This is a genomic window from Rathayibacter sp. PhB152 (assembly GCF_003751395.1).
In the GTDB taxonomy this organism is placed as follows: domain Bacteria; phylum Actinomycetota; class Actinomycetes; order Actinomycetales; family Microbacteriaceae; genus Rathayibacter; species Rathayibacter festucae.
The window spans coordinates 196,324-217,893 of record NZ_RJUT01000007.1; the positions used below are offsets into that span (position 1 = coordinate 196,324).

Sequence of the window (21,570 nt, forward strand, 5' to 3'; positions counted from 1 at the left end):
TGGACGAGTTGTTCGGGCCGGTGACGGCTTGATAGGCACGGGTCCGTGGCGCAGTTGGTAGCGCGCTTCGTTCGCAATGAAGAGGTCAGGGGTTCGAATCCCCTCGGATCCACCACCACACGGAAGGCCCGCTCGAGAGAGCGGGCCTTCCGTCGTTTCGGGGGCGGGATCGCTCGAGCGGGCGGTTCTTGTGCATCTCGTCGCGCCGTGCCGGCTCGGGTTGCCGCGCCGAGCGCGCCTCGCGTCCGTGTTCCCACGCCCGCCGTCACTGCGTCCCGCGCCATCTGCTGAATGCGTCGACCAGACGCGTATGGTGCTCTTAGAACATCATTCGACGAACGGCGCCGACGGTGCTGGAAAGCAGGCAGAAAATGGTTCGACGCAGGACGACGGCGATGGTTGTGGGCGCCCTCGTGGCAGGAGGCATCCTCGCGGGCGGCGCGGTCAGCGCCTCCGCCGTGACGGAGCGTCCCTCCGAGGGCGGGGTCTGGGATCACGGAACCCGCTCCGGCGGCATCTACGGAAGCGGCGGTCAGGTCTACTCCGAGTACCAGCACAGTGGAAAGAGCCACAAGGCGACGGCCTGCGGTCACGGCGGCTGCGCGTACAGCGGTTGGCAGCCGTCCTCGACGCTCGCCGTAGCGCACTGGTCGCCTCTTCGAGCTTCGGGCAACACTGCTTACTACGACGTCCTCGAGTAGGTCGTCCGCCCCTCATGTCGAAGATGAAACGACTCGTCGTAGGAGGCGCAGTGCTGGCGCTCGGCCTGGCCGGATGCGTAGCCCACGGACGGTCAGCCGACGGGTCCGCTCCCGCCCGTGAGGTCCCCGCTTTCAGCGGTCCGTGGGCATCCGAGTTCGCCGCCTCCTACGGCCGGGCGACGGACGACTTCACCAGGTCCGTCATCGAGGACGGCGTGGTCTCGGAGCAGGAGCGCGCGGAGATGATCGACCGCTTCACCAGGTGCGTGGCGGACCTCGGCTACGGCATCGACGAGTACGCGCTCGACGGGTCGTTCCACCTGACGTTCGCTCCGGATACCGACGCCGACGCCGCCAACGAAGATGTGAAGGGCTGCTCCCGCAGCTCGGGCGAGACCGAGATCGGCGCCCTCTACAGCTGGACCCATCGCAACCCGGATCGAGCTGACGAGACCACGCTGATCGTCGAGTGCCTCGCCCGCTCCGGCGTCGTGCCCTCCTCCTACTCGAAGGGTGATTACGCGGACGACGCGTCGCGCGACGACTTCCCCTTCGTCGACGAGGCCGCGGGGCGGGAGTCGCTGCAGGGGTGCCGAATCGATCCCCTGGGACTCGGCTCGTGAGCCGTCTGCTCGCAGTCGGGGACCGGCCACTGCTCGCGATCCGTTCGTTCTTCGAGCATGGGTGAACGAGGGGGACCCGGCCTCGTCGTCCTCGCGGCCGTCGTCCTCGCCGGCGCCGCCGTCGCGATCACTCTGGCCGTGGCGGCGACGCCGGAGGTGCCGCCGTCTGTCGCGTTCCCGACCGCCGCTCCTGCGGAGTTCGAGCCGACGGCCCAGTCGACGGTCGATGCGCGGGCCGTGAAGATCGCGGTCGAGCAGGGCGCACGAGAGCAGCTGCAGGTGCGGCGCTCCGGCACGATCACGGCGCTGGATTGCGCACCCGGGGCCGCCATCGACTCCTGGGGGAGCGTGCTCGCGGTCGACGGCTCGCGGCTCCTCAGCATCGCGACGACGACACCGCTCTACCGGGACCTCCGCGTCGGCGACACCGGAGACGACGTCCTCGCGCTCCAGAACGAACTCCGCCGCTTGGGTCACGCGGTCCGGGCGGACGGCGTCCTCGGGCAGACGTCCGTGAAGCTCGTCGACACGCGGCTGCGCGAGCTGGGTGCGGCGACGGAGCCGGACGTCATCTCGAGGGAGAGCCTCGTCTGGCTGCCATCCCCGACGGCTCAGGTGGCCCGATGCTTCGTCGAGCTCGGCACCACGGTAGAGTCCGGCGCGGCGATCGCCCAGCTGGGGTCGCCGGTGACGGCGGCTTCGGTCGATCCCGTCCCCGGTGACCTCCTGCCCGGTGAGCGCGTCGTGCTCGTCGCGGAGCATCGGCTGGCCGTGGATGGTCTCGGGGCTATCAGTTCTGCGGAGGACCTCCACCTGGTGCGGTCGTCGGCGGCGTTCGAGCAGGCGGCGCGAGCCGTCGACTCCGGGGCGGGCGAAGGTGAGCGCGCCGCAGACAGCACCACCACGGTCGTGCTCGACGCGACCCTCGAACTGGCGGAGCCGATCGAGACCTGGGCTGTCCCTCCGGCCGCGATCTACGCCCTCGAGGGGCGCCACGGCTGCGTGCTGGCCGGAGGTGAGGCGGTCGCCGTCGAGGTCGTGGCATCCGAGCTCGGGAAGTCCTTCGTCCGCTTCGCCTCGCCCGAGCCGCCCGCGCGGATCAGCACCGCTCCGGAGAGGTCGGGAGGATGCTGAACGGTCGCGATCGGCAGTCCGGCGAGTCACTCGACTCCGGCGCGGTCTTCGTCGAGCTGGTGGCGGTGAGTCATTCGTTCGACGCCCGCGCACCGCTCTTCGCTCCGGTGAGCCGACTCCTCCTGCCGTCGCGGACCTATGCACTGACCGGTCCTTCCGGCTCGGGGAAGTCGACGCTGCTCGGGATTCTGGCGGGATCCCTCGTGCCCTCGCTCGGAACTGTCCGGACCTGCGGCATCGCGCGGACGGGCCGGGTGCTGCAGAACCCGCACGGCACGGCGAGGCGCTCGGCACTCGACCATGTCGTCCTCCCCTTCCTGGCGAGGGGCGAGCGGCGGTGGTCGGCCCAGGTCCACGCCGAGGCACTGCTCAGCACCTTCGGTCTGGCGGAGCGCGCCGCGACGCCGTTCGCGCGGCTCTCCGGCGGGGAGGCACAGCGGCTCATGCTCGCGCGGGCGGTCGCCTCCGCCCCCGACCTGCTGCTCGTCGACGAGCCGACCGCGCAGCTCGACTCGAGGAGTGCGGAGACCGTCATCGAGGTTCTCGGCCACGTCTCGAGCGGCGGGAGCATCGTCGTCGTGGCGACGCACGATCCACGCGCAGCGGCCGCCTGCGAGACGGCCATCGAGCTGGCGCCCTAGTGCGGCTCTCGTCCGTCCTCACCGAGGCGCTCCGCAGCACGGCCGCCCGCACGAGCAGGCCGATCCTCGCGCTGGTGTCGTTCGTCGTCGTCATCGGAGCGCTATGCCTCTACGACGCGATGACGGTGAGGTCGATCGTGTCCGAGTTCCGAGCGTTCCACTCCGCCGGCGCGACCATCAGCACGGTGACGTCGACGCACGGCATCTCCGGCAGGGCCTGCGAGAGGCTCGCCGGAGTGGCGGGGGCCGGAGCGGCCGGCGCGATGTCGGACGGCGGAGGGGTCGTCTTCGAGGCGCTGCCGTCCACGACGGTCCCGAGCCGGAACGTCACGCCCCACTTCGTCGACCTCCTGCCGCACCGGTTCGATCCCGCGATCGCCGGTCTACTCCTCTCCCGTGAGGTCGCGGTCTCGCTCGGCACCGACGTCGGGCGGTCGGTGGCGACGACGGCGGGTCCCGTCGCGGTCGCGGGGATCTTCGACTACCCCGACGACGGCCGCCTGCCCGGACTCGGCTGGTCGGTCCTCGTCGTCGTCCCGACAGAAGGGATGTTCGACGCCTGCTGGCTCGATGTCCCCTTCGTCCAGTCACCCACGGCGTCGTTCCTCCTCACCGCAGTCGCTCCGAGTCCGGCTGAGAAGCCGTCCGTGAGCCGGCTCAACTCCCGACTGGGCGAGCCCTACGACGTCGGCGAGGCCGTCCGCACCAGACCTTCCCTTCTCGCGGTGCCGACTGCCGCAGTGTTCGGAGTCGTGCTCGGAGCGGTACTCGTCCGCCTCCGTCGCCTCGAGCTGGCCTCGGCGCTCCACATCGGCGTCCGCCGATCGGCTTTGCTGGTGCAACTCCTGGCCGAGAACGCGCTCTGGCTGGCCGCTGCCTGGGCCGTGATCCCGGTCGGCGTGCTCGTTCTCGCTCTGCCCGAGAGCCCCGGCGATCGGGCGGCCCTGCTGCACGGCTGCCTTCGCCTGCTCGTCCTGGCCTCGGCGGCGACGGCCGCGGGCTGCGCGGCCGGGACGCTCCTCGTGCGGGAGAAGCTCCTGTTCCGCTACGCCGCGGAGCGCTGACAGCGCCGGGAGACTTCCCGTGCCTCTTCTAGACGTCAATGCAAGAGTTGTCGGCAGTTCGGTCGGGTCTGTCGCTCATTGATGAGACGCTACCGGACGCCGGATCCAATAGAGAGTGACGAAGAGTCAGACGACGATGAGTATCGCATCGATCGTCGCCTGGCCTGCTTGATTGCCGGACGCTGGTCGCAGGAAAGTCGTTCGCGGTCGTGGTCCACCGTGTGACCAGGGCAGCGTCTTACGCGACCGCTCCTCTCAAATACCGAGGCTACGCAGCCACTCCGCAAAGGACTGGGTGGGGCACGAGCTTCGACCGTGAGATCAGGACCCGCCACCGATACGAGTACGGCCGCCGAGTACGGCAGCTCCCGCTGCCACCGCTACGACACCGACCGCAGCGACCATGCTGAGGGCGTGAAGGACGAAGGCTTTGTGCTCGGAGTCTTTGAGTGCTTCGTCGTCGATCGCGGTCTTGAAGAGTTGCATCACCGCGAAACGGTCAGCTGAGCTGAGGTTCTCACGATCGAGTTCCCGAGACAGCATTGCGCGATAGTCGGCAAATGCCTTGTGAACCTTCTTCTGGCTCTTCCAGTTCGACTTGGCCGCTTCCGAAGCCTGGTCTCGAACGACGGAGAACGAGTCGAGAACAAGAGTTTTGAAGTCCGGGAACTGCTCGATGACCTTCAGTGCGAGTTCCTCGCTCATGTTAGGTAGCTCGGAGGCGAAATCAACGAACTTCTCCCTCGACAAGTTCCGCCACGAGTCGATACCGAGCCTTTGCTTGAGTTGCTCTTCGTTGTCGATGTCCATGGTCGGTCCTTCCGGCGCTGATGAAGACGAAGTTTCTGGGTGGCGACGAAGCCACCCTCTCAACTTACGCACTTCTGGTCACTCCTGGCCGGACAAGTGTGGCCGCGTCTAGTCGGTCCGCAAGCGGGTCGGCAGACCCTCGCGCCTCAGAGGGACTCTGGCTCCTTCGTCTCACCCGCAAACCGCCACAGAGAATACGCAAGTTCCGGGTGGCTCCTGCTCAGCGGGCCGCCGCGTCCGGGTCGCGCCAGTTCTCGACGGTCTGCAGGATCCAGAAGGTGGTGAAGAGAGCGAGCGCGACCGCCTCCACGATCAGCAGCCACTGCTCGCCGAGGAGCGCCGAGGCCCGGCCGGTCAGCAGGAGGACGATCGCGGCGGCGTCGACCGCGGTCAGGAGGACGGCGAGCGCGGAGTAGGCGAGCGAGTAGGCGCGGAGCGAGCCAGGTCCGCGGATGCCCTGAGAGCGCACCGCGTGGGCATGGATGCCGGCCACGGCGGCGATGAGCAGGAAGAAGAGCGCGGCGGCGGCGTAGTGGCCGAGGTCGGCGAAGGCCGGGGTGGTCGAGAACACGGCGAGGCCGGCGAGAAGCACGGCGGCACCGCCGGCGCGCAGCCAGGCGCCGCGGTCGAGCGCGCGGTCGACGGCGAGGAAGGCGAGCGAGGCGACCAGGGCCGCCGCGGCGACGACGAGGTAGGCGAGCATCCCGACGGCGATCGCGTCCTCCGTGCCGGGGGCGACGCAGCGCGCGACGCCCGCGGGGCAGCCGGTGCCCGTCAGCAGCTCCAGCTCGTCGGAGGGGACCGGCGCGGGCACCAGGGCGATGACGGGAGCCGTGAAGCCGGCGATCACGAGCAGCGTGCGGCGGACGCTGCGCCCGGCGAGGACCACCAGTCCGACGGCGACGGCGAAGAGGGAGCCGACGAAGACCGAGCGGACCGGCGTGTAGTACGCGGCGCTGATCGAGCGCAGCGGGCCGAGCGTGACCAGGTGCCACGTCACTCCGACGCCGAGGAACAGCACCGCGGCCACGAGCGACACCCGGACGTAGCGGTAGGTCCGCAGCGACGAGACGGTGCCGTCGGCCCGCAGTGCGTCGGGGGAGTGCACGGGGCTAGTCCGCGCGCAGGCCCGAGGAGGCGAGGGCGAAGTCGACGTCGATGCGGATCGCGACGCGGAGCGGGTTCTCGCGGGGCGTCCGGTAGCGCTGCGAGTAGAGCTCGACGGCGTACGCGACGGCCTCGGGCTCCTCCTCGATGGAGGCCGGGCCACCCAGGCTGAGCCAGCGGATGCCGTCGACCTGGCTGACGGTCGCGGTGCCGGCGCGGCGGACGTTCAGCACCTTCTGGCTCTCGCGCGAGGTGATGACGCGGACGACGCCGTCCTCGTAGGTGAAGCCGACGGCGACGACGTGAAGGCGCCCCTGCTGCCACGGGGTCGACAGGGTGGCCAGGTGCCGCTGGGTCACGAACTCGAGGCCGTCCGCGCTGAGGATGCTCATCCCGCGAGCGTAGCCGGGCGGGCTGACCCCTTCCGCGAGATGCCACTTGTGCACGCGACACGCCGCGAAAGGCGTGCGCAAGTGGCATCTCGCGAGAGCCCGCCTGGCGTCGGGATCTGCCAGGTGCGTAAGCTGGGTATTGCCAGGCCTTGCAATGCAAGGCATCATTGCGGGCATGGCGACCGATACCGAGAAGATCCTCGCGAACCTCCGGAAGGGGGTTCTCGAGTTCTGCGTCCTGGCGGCCATCGCCGGGGAGCCGAAGTACGGGCGCGAGCTCGCCCTCACCCTCAGCCGCGCAGGCCTGATCGCAGGCGAGGGCACGCTCTACCCGCTCCTCTCCCGCCTGCGCGACAGCGGACTGGTGTCGACCGAGCTCACCGACCCGAGTGAGGGACGCCAGCGGCGCTACTACTCGCTCGCCCCAGCGGGTCGGGCACGGCTCGACGATTTCCGCTCGGAATGGGCGCCGTTCCGCAGCACCGTTGACGACCTCCTGGAGACGAACCGATGACGACGACGCACACCACCGGGACCGCTCGGCGCGCTTACGACGCGCAGCTGCGACGCGAGCTCGCCGTCCTGCCGCGACGCTCGCAGCGGTGCCTCCTGCAGGACGCCGCCGAGCACGCGGCGGGGGCGGGAGACGAGGAGGGGTTCGTCGAGTCCTTCGGCGATCCCGCCGTCATCGCCCGCGCCGCGATCGAAGAGCACGACCTCGATGCCCGCCGTCCGCTCCGTCCGAGCCTGCTTCTGCAGTCGAAACTCCTGCAGCTGGTCGCCGCCGTCGTGGCAAGCCCGTTCGTCGCGATCGCGCTGATCGCGGTCCTCGTCGACGGCTCCTTGTTCGGCCTGCCGAGTGTTGCGCTGTGGGCGCTCGTCACGCTTCCGCCGCTGCTGGGCCGCTGGACGGCGTGGTGGCGGACCTCCGTCGTCTGCACGATCCTGCACGCCTGTTTCCTCGCCGTGGGCCTCGTCATCCTCGTCGGGGGGATGTCCGTGTCGGCGGCCGGAGTCGTCTTCCTGATGAGCGGCCCGCTTCTCGACGCTCACTGCCTCTCGCTCGCGCTGTCGGTCCTGGCCCTCCTCCGGGCACCGAGGGTCCTCCGCACCCGCTGACGTCGCACCCGCGCACGGCGCCTTCCGCGAGATGCCACTTGTGCGCGCGACACGCCGCGAAAGGCGTGCGCAAGTGGCATCTCGCGGGACGCGCGGGGGGTCGTCAGGCGCGGAGGAGGAGGGCCTCGCCCTGGCCGCCGCCGCCGCAGAGGGCGGCGACGCCGAGGCCGCCTCCGCGGCGGCGGAGGGCGAGGGCGAGGTGCAGGGCGAGGCGGGCGCCGGAGGCGCCGACGGGGTGGCCGAGGGCGATGGCGCCGCCGTCGAGGTTGACGGACTCGGGCGGCACGCCGAGGTCGTCGGCGGACTGCAGGACGACCGAGGCGAAGGCCTCGTTGATCTCGATCAGGTCGAGGTCGGCGACGGTGCCGCCGCGACGGGCGAGGGCGCGGAGGATCGCGGCGGACGGCTGCGAGTGCAGCGAGTTGTCGGGGCCGGCGACCTGGCCGTGCTCGGCGATCTCGGCGAGCCAGGGCAGGCCGCGCGAGAGGGCCCAGCCCTTGCTCGCGATGACGAGGGCGGCCGCGCCGTCGGTGATCGGGGAGGAGCTGCCGGCGGTGATGGTCCCCTCGGGGCTGAAGGCTGGGCGGAGGCCCGCGAGGATCTCGGCGGTGGTCTCGGGGCGGATGCCGTCGTCGTCGGACACCAGGAGGTCCGGGCCGCGGCGCTGCGGGACCTCGACCGGCACGATCTCCTCGGCGAGGACTCCGGAGTCGCGGGCCGCCGCCGCGCGCTGGTGCGAGAGGGCGGCGTAGGCGTCCTGGCGCTCCCGGCGGATCCCGCGCTCGGCGTTGCCGTCGTCGGTCACGCGGCCCATCATCCGGTCGTCGAAGGGGTCGAGGAGGCCGTCGTGCAGGAGCGCGTCCTCGAGGGGCCGCGCGCCGACGCCCAGGCCGGAGCGGGCGCCGAGCAGGAGATGCGGGGTGTTCGTCATCGACTCCTGGCCGCCGGCGACGACGACCGACGCCTCGCCGGTGCGGATCAGGCGGGCGGCGTCGATCACGGCGGTGAGGCCGGAGAGGCAGAGCTTGTTGATCGTGGTGGCGGGGACGTCCCAGCCGAGGCCGGCGCGGATCGCGGTCTGGCGGGCGGGGCCCTGGCCGGCACCGGCCTGGATGACCTGGCCGAGGATCACGGCGTCGATGTCGGAGGGGTGGGCTCCGGAGCGGGTGAGGGCCGCTCGGACGGCGGCGGCGCCGAGCTCCACCGCCGAGAGCGGGGCGAAGACGCCCTGGAAGCGGGCGAAGGGGGTGCGGGCGCCGCCGAGGATGACGGGGGTGGTGTCGTCGGTGGTCATGGGGGACTCCTTCGTCGGCGGGTGGATCTCGATACGCCCGCTGCGCGGGCTACTCGATCAGCATGCAGCAGCATCCTGGGGCGGGTCGCCCTGACGAAGACGACTGCACTCTTGCTGGTCGAGTAGCCCCGCAGGAGCGTATCGAGACCGGCCGTCACCAGGAGGGCGGGTCTGCGGACTCGCGTTCTGACGGTGGTGGATCTCGATACGCCCGCTGCGCGGGCTACTCGATCAGCATGGTGTGCGCGGGTCGCTCGATCAGCATGAGGTGCGCGGGGTGCTCGTGGTGGTTCAGGGGACGAGGAGGATCTTGCCGCGAGTGTGGCCGTCCTCGCTGAGGCGGTGGGCGTCGGCGACGTCGTCGAGGGCGAAACGCGGGCCGAGCTCGATCGAGAAGCGGCCGTCGGCGGCGAGCTGCGCGGCGCGGGGGATGCCCTCGCGGCGCAGCGCCTTCTCCTCGTCGGTCAGCGGGACGGGGCTGCCGCCCATCCAGGCGCGGATGCCCAACTCGGCCGCCCGCGCGCCGACGACGACGGTGCCGACGTGCTGCGGGTCGCTGACCAGGGCGAGGGAGGCGGCGAGCGCCTCGTCGGTGCCCGCCGCGTCGAGCACGCGGTCCACTCCGCCGGGAGCCGCCGCGCGCAGGCGCTCCTCGAGGCCGGGTCCATAGGCGACGGGCTCGGCGCCGAGCTCGCGCAGCCGCTCGTGGTTGGCCGGGCTCGCGGTAGCGATCACCCGGGCGCCGCGCTCCACCGCGAACTGCACCGCGGCCTGGCCGACGGCGCCCGCGCCCGCGTGCACGAGGAAGACCGAGCCCTCCGCCACACCGAGCGAGACGACCGCCTGGTAGGCCGTGCTGATCGGGACGCCGAGCGCGGCGGCCTCCTCGTAGCCGAGGCCCGCGGGCTTGCGGTCGAGGCTCTCGGGCGCGACGACGACGGACTCGCCGTAGGTCCCGACCGCGCTGCTCACGATCACCTCGTCGCCGACGCTCCAGCCGGAGACGCCCGCACCGACGGCGGAGACGACACCGGCGCCGTCCGAGCCGAGGCGGCGGGGGAAGGGCGGACCGGGGCGGATGCCGTAGCGCATCTTCCACTCGATCGGATTGACTCCGGCGGCGCGGATCGCGACGACGACACCGCCCTCGGGGGCCTCGGGCTCGGGCGCCTCGATGACCTCGAGCACTTCGGGGCCGCCGTTCTCGGTGTACTGCACGAATCGCGTCATGTCGTTCTCCTTCATCGGGCTGTGACCCATCGGGCTGTGACCCATCGAGCCGTGACCGGGCAGAGGGCGAGCCGGCCGGCTCAGCCCAGCAGCGTCTCGCGCACCTCGCGGCGCAGCACCTTGCCGATCAGCGAGGTCGGCAGCGCGTCGACCGTCACCACCCGCTTCGGCACCTTGTAGGCCGTCAGGTGCAATCGGCAGAAGTCGCGCAGCGCCTCGGCCTCGACGACCGTCCCGGCGCGCAGCACGACCGCGGCGGCGACGCTCTCGCCGCCCTCCACACGGGGCAGGCCGACCACCGCGGCGCGCACCACGTCCGGGTGCGACTCGAGCACGCCCTCCACCTCGGAGGGCGAGACGTTGAAGCCGCCGGTGATGATCAGCTCCTTCGCCCGGTCGACGATCGTGACGAAGCCGTCCGCCGAGACGGTGGCGATGTCGCCGGTGCGGAGCCAGCCGTCGGGGAGCAGCGTCGCCGCGGTGTCCTCGGGGCGCTTCCAGTAGCCCTGGAACACCTGCGGCCCCTGCAGCAGCAGCTCGCCGGACTCGCCGGGGCCGCGGTCGACGGAGGGGTCCGCCGGGTCGACCAGGCGGATCCGGGTGCTCGGGAACGGGACGCCGACGGTGCCGGGCCGGCGGCTCGGGCCGACCGGGTTGCCGAGCGCGACCGGCGAGCTCTCGGTCATCCCGTAGCCCTCGACGAGGAGTCCGCGGCTGGCGCGCTCCCAGCGGTCGACCGTCGCGACGGGCAGGCTCATGGCTCCCGAGATCGCGAAGCGGATGCCGCGCAGGCCGAGCTCACCGCGCTCGGAGGCGCGGGCCAGCGCGTCGTAGACCGGAGGTACGGCGGGCAGGAAGGTGGGCGGCGACTTCTTGGCGGCGGCCTTCACCAGGCCGACGTCGAAGGTGGGGAAGAGCACGACCTTGGCGCCGATGCTGATCGCGAAGGTGAGGCAGAGCGTGAGCCCGTAGGCGTGGAAGAGGGGGAGGACCGCGTAGAAGGTCTCGTCGCCCTCGCGGAGCCCGGGCACCCAGGCCTGGCCCTGCATCGCGTTCGCGCGGAGGTTGGCGTGCGAGAGGATCGCGCCCTTCGGCGTGCCGGTGGTGCCGCTCGTGTACTGGAGCAGCGCGGTGTCGGCGAGCGCCGGTCGCGGGTGCGAGCGGGCGATCCGGCGGCCGCCCAGGAGGCGGTCGAAGGGGATCAGCGAGCGGGTGCGCGGGCTCGTGGTGAGCTTGGCGCGCGCCTCCCGGGCCTTCGCCAGGGGCAGCCTCAGCGCGAGCCGCTTGCCGAGCGGGAAGGACGCGGTGAGGTCGACCGAGACGACGCGCTCGACGCCGAGGTCGGCGGGCAGCGCGGCGATGACGTCGGCCGTCTTGTTCCAGACCACCGCGACGCGGGCGCCGTGGTCCTCGAACTGCCGGCGCAGCTCGCGCGGGGTGTAGAGCGGGTTGTGCTCGACGACGATCGCGCCGAGCCGCAGCACCGCGTAGAACGCGATGACGTGCTCGGGGCAGTTGGGCAGCACCAGGGCGACGCGGTCGCCGGCGCGCACGCCGAGGCGGCGCAGCCCCTCCGCGGCCCGGGCGACCTTCTCGCCGAGCTCGGCGTAGCTCGTCTCAGCGCCGAAGAACTCGAGCGCGATGCCGCGCTTGTAGCGGGCCACCGAGTCCTCGAGCAGATCGACGAGCGTCTGCGTGGGCGGGTCGATCTCGGCCGGGACGCCCTCCGCGTAGGAGGTCAGCCACGGCTTCATCGCCAGGTTCGAGGTTCCGGAGGTCACGCTGCGAGTATCCGGCACCCGCCTCCGGGGATCCTCCGAGCACTCCGCAGGAGGTGACGTGGCACGGGCGCGCCGAGCAGACTGGCGGGATGACTGCAGCCATCGACCTCCTCCGCGACGCCTTCGACCGGGTGCACGGCACCGTGCACGCCGTTCTGGACGACAGCACCCATTTTCGGCTCGGCTTCCGCGCCGACGCGCAGGCCAACTCCGCCGCCTGGCTCGTCTGGCACCTGACCCGGGTGCAGGACGACCACCTCGCCCCGCTCGCCGACCGCGAGCAGATCTGGATCTCCGGCGGCTTCCACGAGCGCTCCGGCCTGCCGTTCGCGGCGGAGACGAACGGCTACGGGATGGAGCCGGCCGAGGTCGCGGCGCTCGCCGCGGTGCCGGCTGAGCTGCTCGCGGAGTACTACGACGCCGTGCACGAGCAGACGCTCGCCTACCTCGACACCCTCGAGGACGCCGACCTCGCCCGCGTGGTCGACGAGGACTGGGACCCGCCGGTGACCCTCGCGGTCCGGCTCGTCTCGGTGATCGACGACGACACCCAGCACGCGGGCCAGGCCGCGTTCTCGGCCGGCCTCGCGGAGCGCGCCGGGCTCTGAGCGACGCCGGCCGCCCCTACGGTGGGACGGTGCGGTGGGGGAGCAGGGCCCGAGGGGTCGGGGCGGAGTCGATCCCGGCGGGTCTCGTGCTCGTCGTCGCGACGCTGCTGACCCTGGTCGGCTCCTGGATCCCCTCCTACTGGAACGACGAGGCCGCGACCCTGCGCCTCGCGCGGCTGCCGCTGCCCGAGCTGCTCGCCTTCGCGCAGCAGAAGGACGCCGTGCACGTCGTCTACGCGCTGCTGATGCACGGCTGGATCGCGATCGCGGGGGAGTCGGAGCTGGCCGTGCGCGCGCCGTCCGCCCTCGCGGCGGGGGCGGGAGCGGCGGGCGTGCTGGTGCTCCTGCGCTCGCTGGGCCGGCCGCGGGCCGCGCTGCTCGCCGCGATCGTCTTCGGGCTGCTGCCCCGGACGTCGTTCAACGGGACGGAGGCGCGCTCCTCCGCGCTCGCGACCGCGCTGGTCGTCTGGGCGGCGGTGCTGGTGGTCCGAGCGGCGCGGGACGGCGGAGTGCTGCGCTGGGTCGCGTTCGTCGCGGTGGCGGGGCTCGCGAACGCCGTCTTCCTCTACTGCGTGCTCGTGCTGCCGGCCTTCGCGCTGCTCGCGGCGGCCGTCGGGCCTCGTCGTGGCAGGGCGTTCGGAGCCGGCGTGCTCGGCGCGGTGCTGTCGGTCGGCGTCGCGAGTCCGGTGATCCTCACGGCGGCGGGGCAGAGCGGGCAGATCGGCTGGCTCCGCTCGCAGCCGGTCAACGCCTACACAGTGGTCGTCGAGTCGTTCTTCGGCTCGGCGTGGTGGCTGGCGGCGCTCGCCGTGGGACTGCTGGCCGTCGCGGCAGTGCGGACGCGGGCCGTCCGATCCCCGCTCGTCCTCGTGCTGGCCGTCTGGCTGCTCCTGCCCGCGGCCGTCCTGCTCCTGGGCACCGCGCTGATCGAGCCGATGTTCACCCCGCGCTACCTCAGCCTCAGCTCGCCCGCGCTGGCGATGGCGCTGGGGCTGGCCCTCGCCTCCTGGCGGCCGGTGACGGCGGGCGTCCTCGTCGGTGCCCTCGCCGTCGCGGCGCTGCCGGCGCTCGTCCTGATGCGGACGGAGACCGGCAAGCCGGCCGGACAGGACCTCCGCGCCCTCGCGCAGACGATCCAGGCCGGCGCGCGCCCGGGCGACGCGTTCCTCCTCGGCGACAGCGGGACCGTGTCGCTGCGGCCGCGGATCGCCCTCGCCGCCTACCCCTCGGCCTTCGCCGGGCTCGACGACGTCGCCCTCCAGCGCTCGTACGCCACGACGGGCACCTACTCCGACGTCCTGCTCGAGGACGCGGCGCTGCATGCCGCCCTCGCGGGCGAGCAGCGCGTCTGGACCGCGGCTCCCGCCTCCGACCCGGCGGCCTTCGACTGGCTCGCGGCGGAGGGCTTCGAGGCCGGCCCCGCCTCGACCGTGCCGACCGCGACGATCACCCTCTGGGAGCGGCGCTGACGCGTCCCCTCCGCGCCGAGCCGTTACCCTGGACCCCGGCACCGTCGCTGCGCGGCGGGGCTCGCGGTGCGAAGACCGCGCCACCGGAAGGACCTGCTCACGTGACGCTGCCCACCACCTCCACCCCCTCCGCCGAGGCCGGCCCGAAGCGCAAGGGGCGCGACGTCGCCCCCGAGATCGCCCGCTCCTGGCTGCTCGTCAACGCGACCCGCACCGACACCTTCGACGCCGCGCACGCCTCGCGTGCCGACCAGGTCGTCCTCGACATCGAGGACGCGGTCGACCCGAAGGCCAAGCCCGAGGCCCGCGCCGACGTCGCCGCCTGGCTCAGTGGCGAGAAGCGCGCCTGGGTGCGCATCAACGACCACTCCACCCCGTTCTGGTCGGACGACGTCGACGCGCTGAAGGGCCTGCCCGGCCTGGCCGGCGTCATGCTCGCCAAGACCGAGGCCGGCGAGCACGTCACGGAGACCTTCGACCGCCTCGGCGGCGCGACCCCGGTGCTCGCGCTGGTCGAGTCGGCCCTCGGCATCGAGGAGGCGGTCTCGATCGCCCGCGCCCGCGGCACCTTCCGCCTCGCCTTCGGCAGCGGCGACTACCGCCGCGACACCGGCACCAGCGCCGACGACCTGGCGATGGCGTACCCGCGCTCGCGCCTCGTCGTCGCCTCCCGCATCGGCGACCTGCCCGGCCCGATCGACGGCCCGACCGTCTCCAACAGCCACCCGGTGCTGCGCGAGCAGTCCGCGCTCACCGTCTCGCTCGGCCTCACCGGCAAGCTCTGCCTCGACACCGAGCAGCTCGCGGTCATCAACGAGGTCATCAGCCCGACCCCGTCCGACGTGGCCTGGGCGCGCGACTTCCTCGACGACTTCGAGGCCCGCGGCCGCGTCATCCGCGACGGCAGCGACCTGCCCCGCCTGGGCCGGGCGAAGAAGATCGACAAGCTCGCGACCGCCTTCGGCGTGAATCCGCTCTGACCCTGCCGGCCCGCGACGGGGCACACTGGGGATCGACGAGGAGGCCGGCATGGGTGCAGTCAGCACGTTCCTGTGGTTCGACGACCAGGCGAGGGAGGCGGCCGAGTTCTACACCGAGCTCGTGCCGAACTCGCGGATCCTGAGCACGGAGGTGCTGCCCGAGGGCTCGCCCTCGCCGGGCACCGTCACCGTCGTGACCTTCGAGCTCGACGGGCAGCTCTTCCGGGCGATGAACGCCGGCCCGCGCTTCCCGTTCACGGAGGCGGTCTCGATCGAGGTCTCGGTCGAGGACCAGGCCGAGGTCGACCGGCTCTGGGACGCGCTGATCGCCGACGGCGGCGAGGAGAGCCGCTGCGGCTGGCTCCGCGACCGGTGGGGGCTCTCCTGGCAGATCGTGCCGACCGCGCTCGCGACCGTGCTCGGCGGCTCCGACGCGGAGGGCGCGGCGCGGGCGCTGCAGGCGATGCTCGGGATGACGAAGCTCGACGTCGCCGCCCTCGAAGCGGCCTATGCCGGCGAGTGAGCGGGGGCGCCCGCGGCGCTCCTCCGCCTCCCTGCGCGCGGCGTACCTGCGCGACTACCGCTACGCCTACGGCTCGCGGTTCACGCACCTGCGCGAGGGCTGGGACGTCTCGCGCTACGCCTCGGGCGACGGCGCGCCCGTCCTGCTGATCCCCGGGATCTACGAGACCTGGCAGTTCCTGCGGCCGATCGCCGACCGGCTGCACGCGGCCGGGCATCCGATCCACGTGCTGCCCGCGCTCGGCTACAACACCCGGCCGATCGTCGCGTCCGCCGCCCTCGGGCAGGAGTACCTGCGCGAGCACGACCTGCGCGGGGTCGTCGTCGTCGCGCACAGCAAGGGCGGCCTGATCGGCAAGCACATGATGGTCGTCGACGACCGCGACGAGGGCCGGATCGACCGGATGATCGCGGTCTCGACGCCGTTCAACGGCTCACCGCTCGCTCGCATCGCGCCGGCCCGGGCGCTGCGCGAGTTCGGCCCGCACCGGCCCGTGATCCGGACGCTGCTGGCCGAGCGCGACGCCGACCGCCGCATCGTCTCGATCTACGGGATGCGCGACCAGTACATCCCGGGCGGCAGCCGGCTCGCCGGCGCGCGCGAGAACATCGCGGTGTCGGTGGTCGGGCACTTCGTGCTGCTGTCGCACCCGCGGGTGCTGGCGCTCATCGCGGCGCGGGTGGAGCCGGAGGGCGAGCCTCCGGAGATGGGCGACGACACTCCGGAGACGACGGTCGTCGCTCCGGAGTGACGGACGGCCGGGTCAGGACCAGGGCGTGAGCAGCACCAGCGGGATCTGCCGGTCGGTCTTGGTCTGGTACTCCGCGTAGTCGGGCCAGGCCGCGACCGCCCGCTCCCACCAGGCGGCGCGCTCGTCGCCCTCGAGGACGCTCGCGGTGTAGTCCTTCTTCACCGGGCCGTCCTGCAGCTCGACGTGCGGCTCCTTGACCATGTTCAGGTACCAGACCGGGTGCTCGGGCGCGCCGCCCTTCGAGGCGACGACGACGTAGGAGCCGTCGTGCTCGACGCGCATCAGCGCGGTCTTGCGCAGCTTGCCGCTGCGGGCGCCGACCGTGGTCAGGACGATGATCGGCTTGCCGCGGAGGAGGTTGCCCTCCGCGCCGCCGGTGGCCTCGTAGAGCTCCGCCTGCTCGCGGGCCCAGGCGGACGTGCTCGGTTCGTATTCTCCGGTGAGGGGCATGAGTCGATCGTATTGCGCGCAGAACATCAGCTGAGAAGGTCCTTCATCGGCGATGAGCGACGAACTCGGCTCGCAGCTGATGTTCTGCGCCGCAGCCGCACCGTCCGGGCTCCGGGTGTGCACGAGGATGGAGCGGTGCAGCCAGCAGACCAGCTCGACCGAGCCCGCATCGCGCTCCTCGGCGACGACCTCTCCCGTGCCCGCTACCGCGTCGACGCCGTCCGCGAGCTGTGGGGCGAGGCCGCGGGCGAGGCGCTGCACCGCGGCGACCGGGTCCCGGCGCGGCGGGCGCTCGAGCGCAGCGGCGATCACGGTCCGCTGGCCACGCTGGCCCGGCTGTTCCTCCTCGCCGACCCCGTCCCGACCGAGCAGGCGGAGGCGGCGTTCCCGTCGCTCGGCCTCGACGGCGCCCTGGAGCTGGAGCTCGTGCGCTCCGAGGCCGGAGCGGTGGTTACCGCCGCGCTCGACCTGCGGCCCTACGACCTCGTCGACCTGCACGGCGCCGCCTCCTGGTGGATCGCCTCCGATCTCGGCGAGCTCGCGCTCGGCCGGCCGCTCGACGAGGACCACGTGCTCGGCGTCGGCGGCGCGAGCCTCACCCTCGCCGGGCTGATGATCCAGCGGCCGGTCGGCAGCCTGCTCGACCTCGGCACCGGCTGCGGGATCCAGGCGCTGCACGCCTCCCGGCACGCCGCCCGCGTGGTCGCGACCGACGTCTCGCACCGCGCGCTCGCCATCGCCGCCTTCAACGCGGCGCTGAACGGCATCGACTCGATCGAGTTCCGGCACGGCAGCCTCTACGAGCCGGTGGCGGGAGAGCGGTTCGACCAGATCGTCACCAACCCGCCGTTCGTGATCACGCCGCGGACCGCGGGCGTCCCCGCCTACGAGTACCGCGACGGCGGCCTCGAGGGCGACGAGATCGTCCGCCGCGTGATCGTCGGCGCCGCCGAGCACCTGGTGCCGGGCGGTGTCGCGCAGCTGCTCGGCAACTGGGAGTACCGGGCCGAGGCGGACGCCTTCGACCGGGTCCGCGCGTGGCTGGCCGACGGCCGCAGCCCGCTCGAGCAGGCGCTCGAACCCGGGCACGCCGGACTCGCCGCGTGGATGGACGGGACCGCCTCGCCGCTCGACGTCTGGATCGTGGAGCGCGAGCAGCAGGATCCGGCGATCTACGCCGAGACCTGGATCCGCGACGGCGGGACCACCCGCGGCGCGGAGTCCGACGCGCTCGTCGACGCCTGGCTCGAGGACTTCGAGCGGCGCGGCGTGACCGGCGTCGGCTTCGGCTACGTGACCCTGCGGCTCCCCGCGTCGCCCCGGGCGCCGATCCGGCGTCTCGAGCGGCTCGATGCGGCGTTCGCGACCGCGGGGCTGGGCGGGCACCTCGCGCACTGCCTCGACGCGCTCGACGCGCTGTCGGTGCTCGACGACGCCGACCTCGCGCGGCAGGCGCTCGTCGTCGCCGGCGACGTGACCGAGGAGCGGCACTACTGGCCGGGCAACGACGACCCGACCGTGCTCCGGCTGCGGCAGGGCGGCGGCTTCGCCCGGGTGGAGGAGGCCGATACGGCTCTGGCCGCGGTCGTCGGGGCCTGCGACGGCGAGCTGTCGGTGGCCGCGATCACGGCCGCGGTGGCCTCGCTCCTGCAGGTGGAGGAGGCCGCCGTGCTCGACTCCGTGCTGCCGCGGGTGCGCGAGCTCGTCGCGACCGGGATGCTGCGGCTGCCCTGAGCGCGGCGCGTCGGGTCAGAACAGCGTGGCGGGGGCGTCCTCGGTGTCGACGGCGGGGGTCACGGCGGGAGCCGCTCCCGGCCAGCCCGGGCCGGCGTCGACGGCCGTGCGGCGCTGGTAGGCGGTGGCGGCGGCGCGGGCGCGCACGTCCGCGGCCTCGTTCATCCGGTGATTGGCGTGTCCCTTCACCCACTCGAAGGTGACGGCGCGGCCCTGCAGCTCCTCGTCGAGCGCCTTGATGATCTCGACGTTCATCACCGGCTTGCCGTCGGCCTTCCGCCAGCCCTTCCGCTTCCAGCCCGGCAGCCACTCGGTGCAGGCCTTGATGGCGTACTGGCTGTCGCAGAGGATGTGCACGGGCTCGCTCTCCTGCGCGGTGGCGCGGAGCAGCTCGAGGACCGCGGTGAGCTCGCCGATGTTGTTGGTGCCGTGCGACCAGCCGCCGGCCGCCCAGCGCTCGTCGTCGACGTACCAGGCCCAGCCCGCGGGGCCGGGGTTGCCCAGCGCTGATCCGTCTGCGGCGGCGATGATGCTCACGTGCGGTCCTCCTCGGAATCGGTGCGCCCTCGCGAGCGCCCTTCGAGGGTAGTCGCCCGCGCCGACGCCGGTCGCCGGGCGCAACCCGGTACCCGGTGTCGGGGGCCGCTGGCAGGGTGGAGGGATGACCAGCATCCCCACCCTCACCCTCAACGACGGCACGAGCATCCCGCAGCTCGGGTTCGGCGTCTTCCAGGTCGACCCCGCCGAGACGGAGCGCATCGTCTCCGAGGCGCTCGAGGCCGGCTACCGGCACATCGACACCGCCGCGATCTACGGCAACGAGGAGGGCGTCGGGCGGGCGCTCGCCTCCTCCGGGATCGCGCGCGACGAGCTGTACGTGACCACGAAGCTGTGGAACGACGACCAGGGCCGCGACACGGCGGCCGGAGCGCTCGACGCCAGCCTCGAGAAGCTCGGCCTCGACGCCGTCGACCTCTACCTCATCCACTGGCCCAAGCCCAAGCAGGACCGCTACGTCGAGAGCTGGGAGGCGATGCAGGAGCTGCGGGCCGCCGGCCGCACCCGCTCGATCGGCGTCTCGAACTTCCTCGTGCCGCACCTGGAGCGGCTGCTCGCCGCGGCCGAGGTCGTCCCCGCGGTCAACCAGATCGAGCTGCACCCGTACCACCAGCAGCCGACGGTGACCGCGTTCGGCGCGCAGCACGGCATCGCGACGGAGGCGTGGGGGCCGCTCGGGCAGAACAAGTACCCGCTGCTCGAGCTGCCGGTGATCACCGGCGCGGCCGAGGCGCACGGGGTCACGCCTGCGCAGGTCGTGCTGCGCTGGCACCTCGACCGCGGGCACATCGTCTTCCCGAAGTCCTCGACGAAGGCGCGAATCGTGGAGAACATCGACGTCTTCGGCTTCGAGCTGACGTCCGACGAGCGCGACGCGATCACCGCGCTCGAGCGCGCCGGCCGCGTCGGCGGCGACCCGAACGAGGTCTGACGCGGGGGTCTCCTGGGAAGGATTCCCTCGTACGGAGGGGAATCCATGCTGATCGAGTAGCCCGCGCAGCGGGCGTATCGAGATCCCCCACCGTCGGAACGCGAGTCTGCAGACCCGCCCTGCTGAGGATTGTGGGTCTCGATACGCCCCTGCGGGGCTACTCGACCAGCATGATTCCCCGCCGTTCGCGCGGCTGTTCGACCAGCATGGTCCGCCCCGCGAGGCGGCTGTTCCATGCTGATCGAGTAGCCCCGGAGGGGCGTATCGAGATCCACCGTTCTGCAGACGTGGGTCTCGATACGCCGCTGGCGCGGCTACTCGACCAGCATGGATCGAACTGTTACGAGGCGCGGCGGGCGATGGTGACGCGGGTCGCGTAGGGCATGGCGAAGCGGTCGCCGGGCAGCGCGTCGACGACCTCGCCGACGGCGGCGAGGACCGCGGCGCGCTCCTCCTCGGGCATCGCGATGACGTAGCTGCGCGAGGCGAACATGTCGAGCAGCGCCGGCCGGTCGAGCTCGTACGCCCACTCGAACTGCGCGAAGGCGACGCGCTCCAGCGCGGAGCCGAGCGGCGGCTGCACCGTCTCGAAGCGCTCGGCGGCCGAGGAGCCGGCGACCTCGCCGAGGCGCCGCACCCACGGCACGGACTCGTCGCGGATGTTCCAGACCAGCGCGAGCACGCCGCCCGGGACCAGCGCCCGCGCGACCTCGGCGCTCGCGCGCTCGGGGTCGACCCAGTGCCAGGACTGCGCCGCGGTGACCAGCTCGACGGACGCGTCCGGCAGCGGGATCTCCTCGGCGGTCCCCGCCAGCGCCCGGACAAACGGCAGCTGCGCGGTCAGCCGCTCGAGCATCGCCGCGTCCGGCTCCACGGCCGTCACGTCGAGACCGCGCGCCACCAGCGAGGCGGTGAACTTCCCGGTGCCGGCCCCGAGGTCCGCGGCGCGCACCCGGTCGGAGGCGTCCGCGCCGGCCGCCCGCGCGCGCTCGGGCACGAAGGCGCCGGCCACGCGGGCGGGCGCGTGCCCGACGAGCCAGTCCACCGCGTCGTCCGGGTAGCCCGGGCGGCCGCGATCGTAGGCGTCGACGGCGGAGCCGAACGAGCGGCCGAGCTCGGCGGGAGAGGCGAAGGGAGTCGCGTCGGAGGGCGTCATGCTCCCGACGCTACGCCCCGGCGCCCGCCCCGGAGCTACGCGTCCGGAGCCGTCGCCCCCAGGGTCCGTGCGAGGACGTCCACCGCGTAGCCGTAGCCCGCGATGCCGGCGCCGACGATCACGGCGACAGCGATGTCCGACAGGTAGGAGTGCCGCCGGAACTCCTCGCGCCGGTGCACATTGCTCACGTGCACCTCCACCAGCGGCAGCTCGGTGGCGAGGACGGCGTCGCGGATCGCGATCGAGGTGTGGGTGTAGGCGCCGACGTTGAGCAGCAGGCCGGCGGCCGTGCCGCGCGCCGCGTGCAGGCGGTCGATGATCGCGCCCTCCGAGTTGCTCTGGAAGAACTCGATCTCGAGGCCGAGCCGCTCCGCCGCGCGGGCAGCGAGCGCCTCCGCATCCGCGAGCGTGTCGGAGCCGTAGACCGCGGGCTCGCGGGTGCCGAGGAGGTTCAGGTTCGGGCCGTTCACGACGAGGATCTTCACGCTCCGACCCTAGCGACCCGGGAGTGCCG

24 protein-coding genes and 1 tRNA gene are annotated in these 21,570 nt (G+C 72.6%); 15 read left to right on the forward strand and 10 right to left on the reverse strand.

Going from position 1 to position 21,570, the window contains the following annotated elements:
- Positions 1 to 39: 39 nt before the first annotated feature.
- From EDF36_RS16795 to EDF36_RS16820, 6 genes are all read left to right on the forward strand, one after another.
- Positions 40 to 115: transfer RNA gene (locus tag EDF36_RS16795), tRNA-Ala, on the forward strand.
- Positions 116 to 371: 256 nt separating this feature from the next.
- Positions 372 to 701, forward strand: coding sequence for a lactococcin 972 family bacteriocin (locus EDF36_RS16800; protein WP_148060082.1), 330 nt, complete (start codon positions 372 to 374; stop codon positions 699 to 701).
- Positions 702 to 724: 23 nt separating this feature from the next.
- Complete coding sequence (locus tag EDF36_RS16805) at positions 725 to 1,324, forward strand: hypothetical protein (RefSeq protein ID WP_148060083.1); 600 nt, start codon at positions 725 to 727, stop codon at positions 1,322 to 1,324.
- Between the two features lie 57 nt (positions 1,325 to 1,381).
- Positions 1,382 to 2,458 carry a peptidoglycan-binding protein gene (locus EDF36_RS16810; RefSeq protein ID WP_123733863.1) on the forward strand — a complete coding sequence of 359 codons (1,077 nt, stop codon included), beginning with the start codon at positions 1,382 to 1,384 and terminating at the stop codon, positions 2,456 to 2,458.
- A complete protein-coding gene (locus tag EDF36_RS16815) occupies positions 2,452 to 3,099 on the forward strand; it encodes an ATP-binding cassette domain-containing protein (protein WP_123733864.1) in 648 nt (215 codons plus the stop codon). The genes EDF36_RS16810 and EDF36_RS16815 overlap by 7 nt, the downstream gene beginning before the upstream one ends.
- Positions 3,099 to 4,163, forward strand: a complete 1,065-nt coding sequence (locus EDF36_RS16820) for a hypothetical protein (protein ID WP_123733865.1) — start codon at positions 3,099 to 3,101, stop codon at positions 4,161 to 4,163. The genes EDF36_RS16815 and EDF36_RS16820 overlap by 1 nt, the downstream gene beginning before the upstream one ends.
- A gap of 321 nt (positions 4,164 to 4,484) precedes the next feature.
- Here the strand turns inward: EDF36_RS16820 and EDF36_RS16825 are convergent, their stop codons facing one another.
- The 3 genes from EDF36_RS16825 to EDF36_RS16835 form a co-directional block, all read right to left on the reverse strand.
- Positions 4,485 to 4,973 (reverse strand): hypothetical protein, encoded by a 489-nt coding sequence (locus EDF36_RS16825; protein WP_123733866.1) that lies wholly within the window; start codon positions 4,971 to 4,973, stop codon positions 4,485 to 4,487.
- A gap of 220 nt (positions 4,974 to 5,193) precedes the next feature.
- Complete coding sequence (locus EDF36_RS16830) at positions 5,194 to 6,081, reverse strand: hypothetical protein (RefSeq protein ID WP_123733867.1); 888 nt, start codon at positions 6,079 to 6,081, stop codon at positions 5,194 to 5,196.
- Between the two features lie 4 nt (positions 6,082 to 6,085).
- Positions 6,086 to 6,472: a pyridoxamine 5'-phosphate oxidase family protein gene (locus tag EDF36_RS16835; protein ID WP_123733868.1), complete on the reverse strand. Its 387-nt coding sequence runs from the start codon at positions 6,470 to 6,472 to the stop codon at positions 6,086 to 6,088.
- Positions 6,473 to 6,647: 175 nt separating this feature from the next.
- On the opposite strand from EDF36_RS16835, the gene EDF36_RS16840 reads away from it, so the two are divergent.
- Positions 6,648 to 6,986 carry a PadR family transcriptional regulator gene (locus tag EDF36_RS16840; protein WP_123702495.1) on the forward strand — a complete coding sequence of 113 codons (339 nt, stop codon included), beginning with the start codon at positions 6,648 to 6,650 and terminating at the stop codon, positions 6,984 to 6,986.
- A complete protein-coding gene (locus EDF36_RS16845; protein ID WP_123733869.1) occupies positions 6,983 to 7,591 on the forward strand; it encodes a hypothetical protein in 609 nt (202 codons plus the stop codon). Before EDF36_RS16840 ends, EDF36_RS16845 begins: the two co-directional genes overlap by 4 nt.
- 103 nt (positions 7,592 to 7,694) lie before the next feature.
- Here the strand turns inward: EDF36_RS16845 and EDF36_RS16850 are convergent, their stop codons facing one another.
- From EDF36_RS16850 to EDF36_RS16860, 3 genes are all read right to left on the reverse strand, one after another.
- On the reverse strand, positions 7,695 to 8,885 hold the full coding sequence (locus EDF36_RS16850; protein WP_123733870.1) for an acetyl-CoA C-acyltransferase: 1,191 nt from the start codon (positions 8,883 to 8,885) through the stop codon (positions 7,695 to 7,697).
- A gap of 291 nt (positions 8,886 to 9,176) precedes the next feature.
- Positions 9,177 to 10,115, reverse strand: coding sequence for an NADP-dependent oxidoreductase (locus EDF36_RS16855; protein WP_123733922.1), 939 nt, complete (start codon positions 10,113 to 10,115; stop codon positions 9,177 to 9,179).
- Between the two features lie 80 nt (positions 10,116 to 10,195).
- Positions 10,196 to 11,896 (reverse strand): long-chain-fatty-acid--CoA ligase, encoded by a 1,701-nt coding sequence (locus EDF36_RS16860; RefSeq protein ID WP_260300759.1) that lies wholly within the window; start codon positions 11,894 to 11,896, stop codon positions 10,196 to 10,198.
- Positions 11,897 to 11,985: 89 nt separating this feature from the next.
- On the opposite strand from EDF36_RS16860, the gene EDF36_RS16865 reads away from it, so the two are divergent.
- The 5 genes from EDF36_RS16865 to EDF36_RS16885 all read left to right on the forward strand — a co-directional run bounded on the left by EDF36_RS16865 (position 11,986) and on the right by EDF36_RS16885 (position 16,227).
- Positions 11,986 to 12,504: a mycothiol transferase gene (locus tag EDF36_RS16865; RefSeq protein ID WP_123733871.1), complete on the forward strand. Its 519-nt coding sequence runs from the start codon at positions 11,986 to 11,988 to the stop codon at positions 12,502 to 12,504.
- A gap of 29 nt (positions 12,505 to 12,533) precedes the next feature.
- Positions 12,534 to 13,973, forward strand: a complete 1,440-nt coding sequence (locus EDF36_RS16870; RefSeq protein WP_148060084.1) for a glycosyltransferase family 39 protein — start codon at positions 12,534 to 12,536, stop codon at positions 13,971 to 13,973.
- A gap of 101 nt (positions 13,974 to 14,074) precedes the next feature.
- The gene (locus EDF36_RS16875) at positions 14,075 to 14,953 is read left to right on the forward strand and encodes a CoA ester lyase (protein ID WP_243839804.1); all 879 of its coding nucleotides are present in this window, start codon (positions 14,075 to 14,077) and stop codon (positions 14,951 to 14,953) included.
- 49 nt (positions 14,954 to 15,002) lie between these two features.
- Complete coding sequence (locus tag EDF36_RS16880; protein ID WP_123733873.1) at positions 15,003 to 15,476, forward strand: VOC family protein; 474 nt, start codon at positions 15,003 to 15,005, stop codon at positions 15,474 to 15,476.
- Entirely contained in the window at positions 15,463 to 16,227 is a 765-nt protein-coding gene (locus tag EDF36_RS16885) for a triacylglycerol lipase (protein ID WP_123733874.1), read from the forward strand. Before EDF36_RS16880 ends, EDF36_RS16885 begins: the two co-directional genes overlap by 14 nt.
- 12 nt (positions 16,228 to 16,239) lie before the next feature.
- Here the strand turns inward: EDF36_RS16885 and EDF36_RS16890 are convergent, their stop codons facing one another.
- Positions 16,240 to 16,677 (reverse strand): nitroreductase family deazaflavin-dependent oxidoreductase, encoded by a 438-nt coding sequence (locus tag EDF36_RS16890; RefSeq protein WP_123445252.1) that lies wholly within the window; start codon positions 16,675 to 16,677, stop codon positions 16,240 to 16,242.
- Between the two features lie 135 nt (positions 16,678 to 16,812).
- Here EDF36_RS16890 and EDF36_RS16895 point away from each other — a divergent pair, with 135 nt between their 5' ends.
- The gene (locus tag EDF36_RS16895) at positions 16,813 to 18,411 is read left to right on the forward strand and encodes a methyltransferase (protein ID WP_123733875.1); all 1,599 of its coding nucleotides are present in this window, start codon (positions 16,813 to 16,815) and stop codon (positions 18,409 to 18,411) included.
- 15 nt (positions 18,412 to 18,426) lie between these two features.
- Here EDF36_RS16895 and EDF36_RS16900 read toward each other — a convergent pair whose 3' ends face one another.
- A complete protein-coding gene (locus EDF36_RS16900) occupies positions 18,427 to 18,948 on the reverse strand; it encodes a ribonuclease H (RefSeq protein ID WP_123445254.1) in 522 nt (173 codons plus the stop codon).
- Positions 18,949 to 19,072: 124 nt separating this feature from the next.
- Here EDF36_RS16900 and EDF36_RS16905 point away from each other — a divergent pair, with 124 nt between their 5' ends.
- On the forward strand, positions 19,073 to 19,900 hold the full coding sequence (locus EDF36_RS16905) for an aldo/keto reductase (protein WP_123702512.1): 828 nt from the start codon (positions 19,073 to 19,075) through the stop codon (positions 19,898 to 19,900).
- Between the two features lie 340 nt (positions 19,901 to 20,240).
- On the opposite strand, the gene EDF36_RS16910 is transcribed toward EDF36_RS16905, so the two are convergent.
- Entirely contained in the window at positions 20,241 to 21,056 is an 816-nt protein-coding gene (locus EDF36_RS16910) for a class I SAM-dependent methyltransferase (RefSeq protein WP_123733876.1), read from the reverse strand.
- Positions 21,057 to 21,091: 35 nt separating this feature from the next.
- Positions 21,092 to 21,541, reverse strand: coding sequence for a type II 3-dehydroquinate dehydratase (gene aroQ / locus EDF36_RS16915; RefSeq protein ID WP_123733877.1), 450 nt, complete (start codon positions 21,539 to 21,541; stop codon positions 21,092 to 21,094).
- Positions 21,542 to 21,570: the final 29 nt, after the last annotated feature.

What these genes read in the sequence shown, in the direction of transcription:
- EDF36_RS16800 (WP_148060082.1), top strand. Translation starts at nt 372, where the DNA reads ATGGTTCGACGCAGGACGACGGCGATGGTTGTGGGCGCCCTCGTGGCA.
- EDF36_RS16805 (WP_148060083.1), top strand. Translation starts at nt 725, where the DNA reads ATGAAACGACTCGTCGTAGGAGGCGCAGTGCTGGCGCTCGGCCTGGCC.
- EDF36_RS16810 (WP_123733863.1), top strand. Translation starts at nt 1,382, where the DNA reads ATGGGTGAACGAGGGGGACCCGGCCTCGTCGTCCTCGCGGCCGTCGTC.
- EDF36_RS16815 (WP_123733864.1), top strand. Translation starts at nt 2,452, where the DNA reads ATGCTGAACGGTCGCGATCGGCAGTCCGGCGAGTCACTCGACTCCGGC.
- EDF36_RS16825 (WP_123733866.1), bottom strand. Translation starts at nt 4,973, where the DNA reads ATGGACATCGACAACGAAGAGCAACTCAAGCAAAGGCTCGGTATCGAC.
- EDF36_RS16835 (WP_123733868.1), bottom strand. Translation starts at nt 6,472, where the DNA reads ATGAGCATCCTCAGCGCGGACGGCCTCGAGTTCGTGACCCAGCGGCAC.
- EDF36_RS16840 (WP_123702495.1), top strand. Translation starts at nt 6,648, where the DNA reads ATGGCGACCGATACCGAGAAGATCCTCGCGAACCTCCGGAAGGGGGTT.
- EDF36_RS16845 (WP_123733869.1), top strand. Translation starts at nt 6,983, where the DNA reads ATGACGACGACGCACACCACCGGGACCGCTCGGCGCGCTTACGACGCG.
- EDF36_RS16850 (WP_123733870.1), bottom strand. Translation starts at nt 8,885, where the DNA reads ATGACCACCGACGACACCACCCCCGTCATCCTCGGCGGCGCCCGCACC.
- EDF36_RS16855 (WP_123733922.1), bottom strand. Translation starts at nt 10,115, where the DNA reads ATGACGCGATTCGTGCAGTACACCGAGAACGGCGGCCCCGAAGTGCTC.
- EDF36_RS16865 (WP_123733871.1), top strand. Translation starts at nt 11,986, where the DNA reads ATGACTGCAGCCATCGACCTCCTCCGCGACGCCTTCGACCGGGTGCAC.
- EDF36_RS16880 (WP_123733873.1), top strand. Translation starts at nt 15,003, where the DNA reads ATGGGTGCAGTCAGCACGTTCCTGTGGTTCGACGACCAGGCGAGGGAG.
- EDF36_RS16885 (WP_123733874.1), top strand. Translation starts at nt 15,463, where the DNA reads ATGCCGGCGAGTGAGCGGGGGCGCCCGCGGCGCTCCTCCGCCTCCCTG.
- EDF36_RS16890 (WP_123445252.1), bottom strand. Translation starts at nt 16,677, where the DNA reads ATGCCCCTCACCGGAGAATACGAACCGAGCACGTCCGCCTGGGCCCGC.
- EDF36_RS16905 (WP_123702512.1), top strand. Translation starts at nt 19,073, where the DNA reads ATGACCAGCATCCCCACCCTCACCCTCAACGACGGCACGAGCATCCCG.
- EDF36_RS16910 (WP_123733876.1), bottom strand. Translation starts at nt 21,056, where the DNA reads ATGACGCCCTCCGACGCGACTCCCTTCGCCTCTCCCGCCGAGCTCGGC.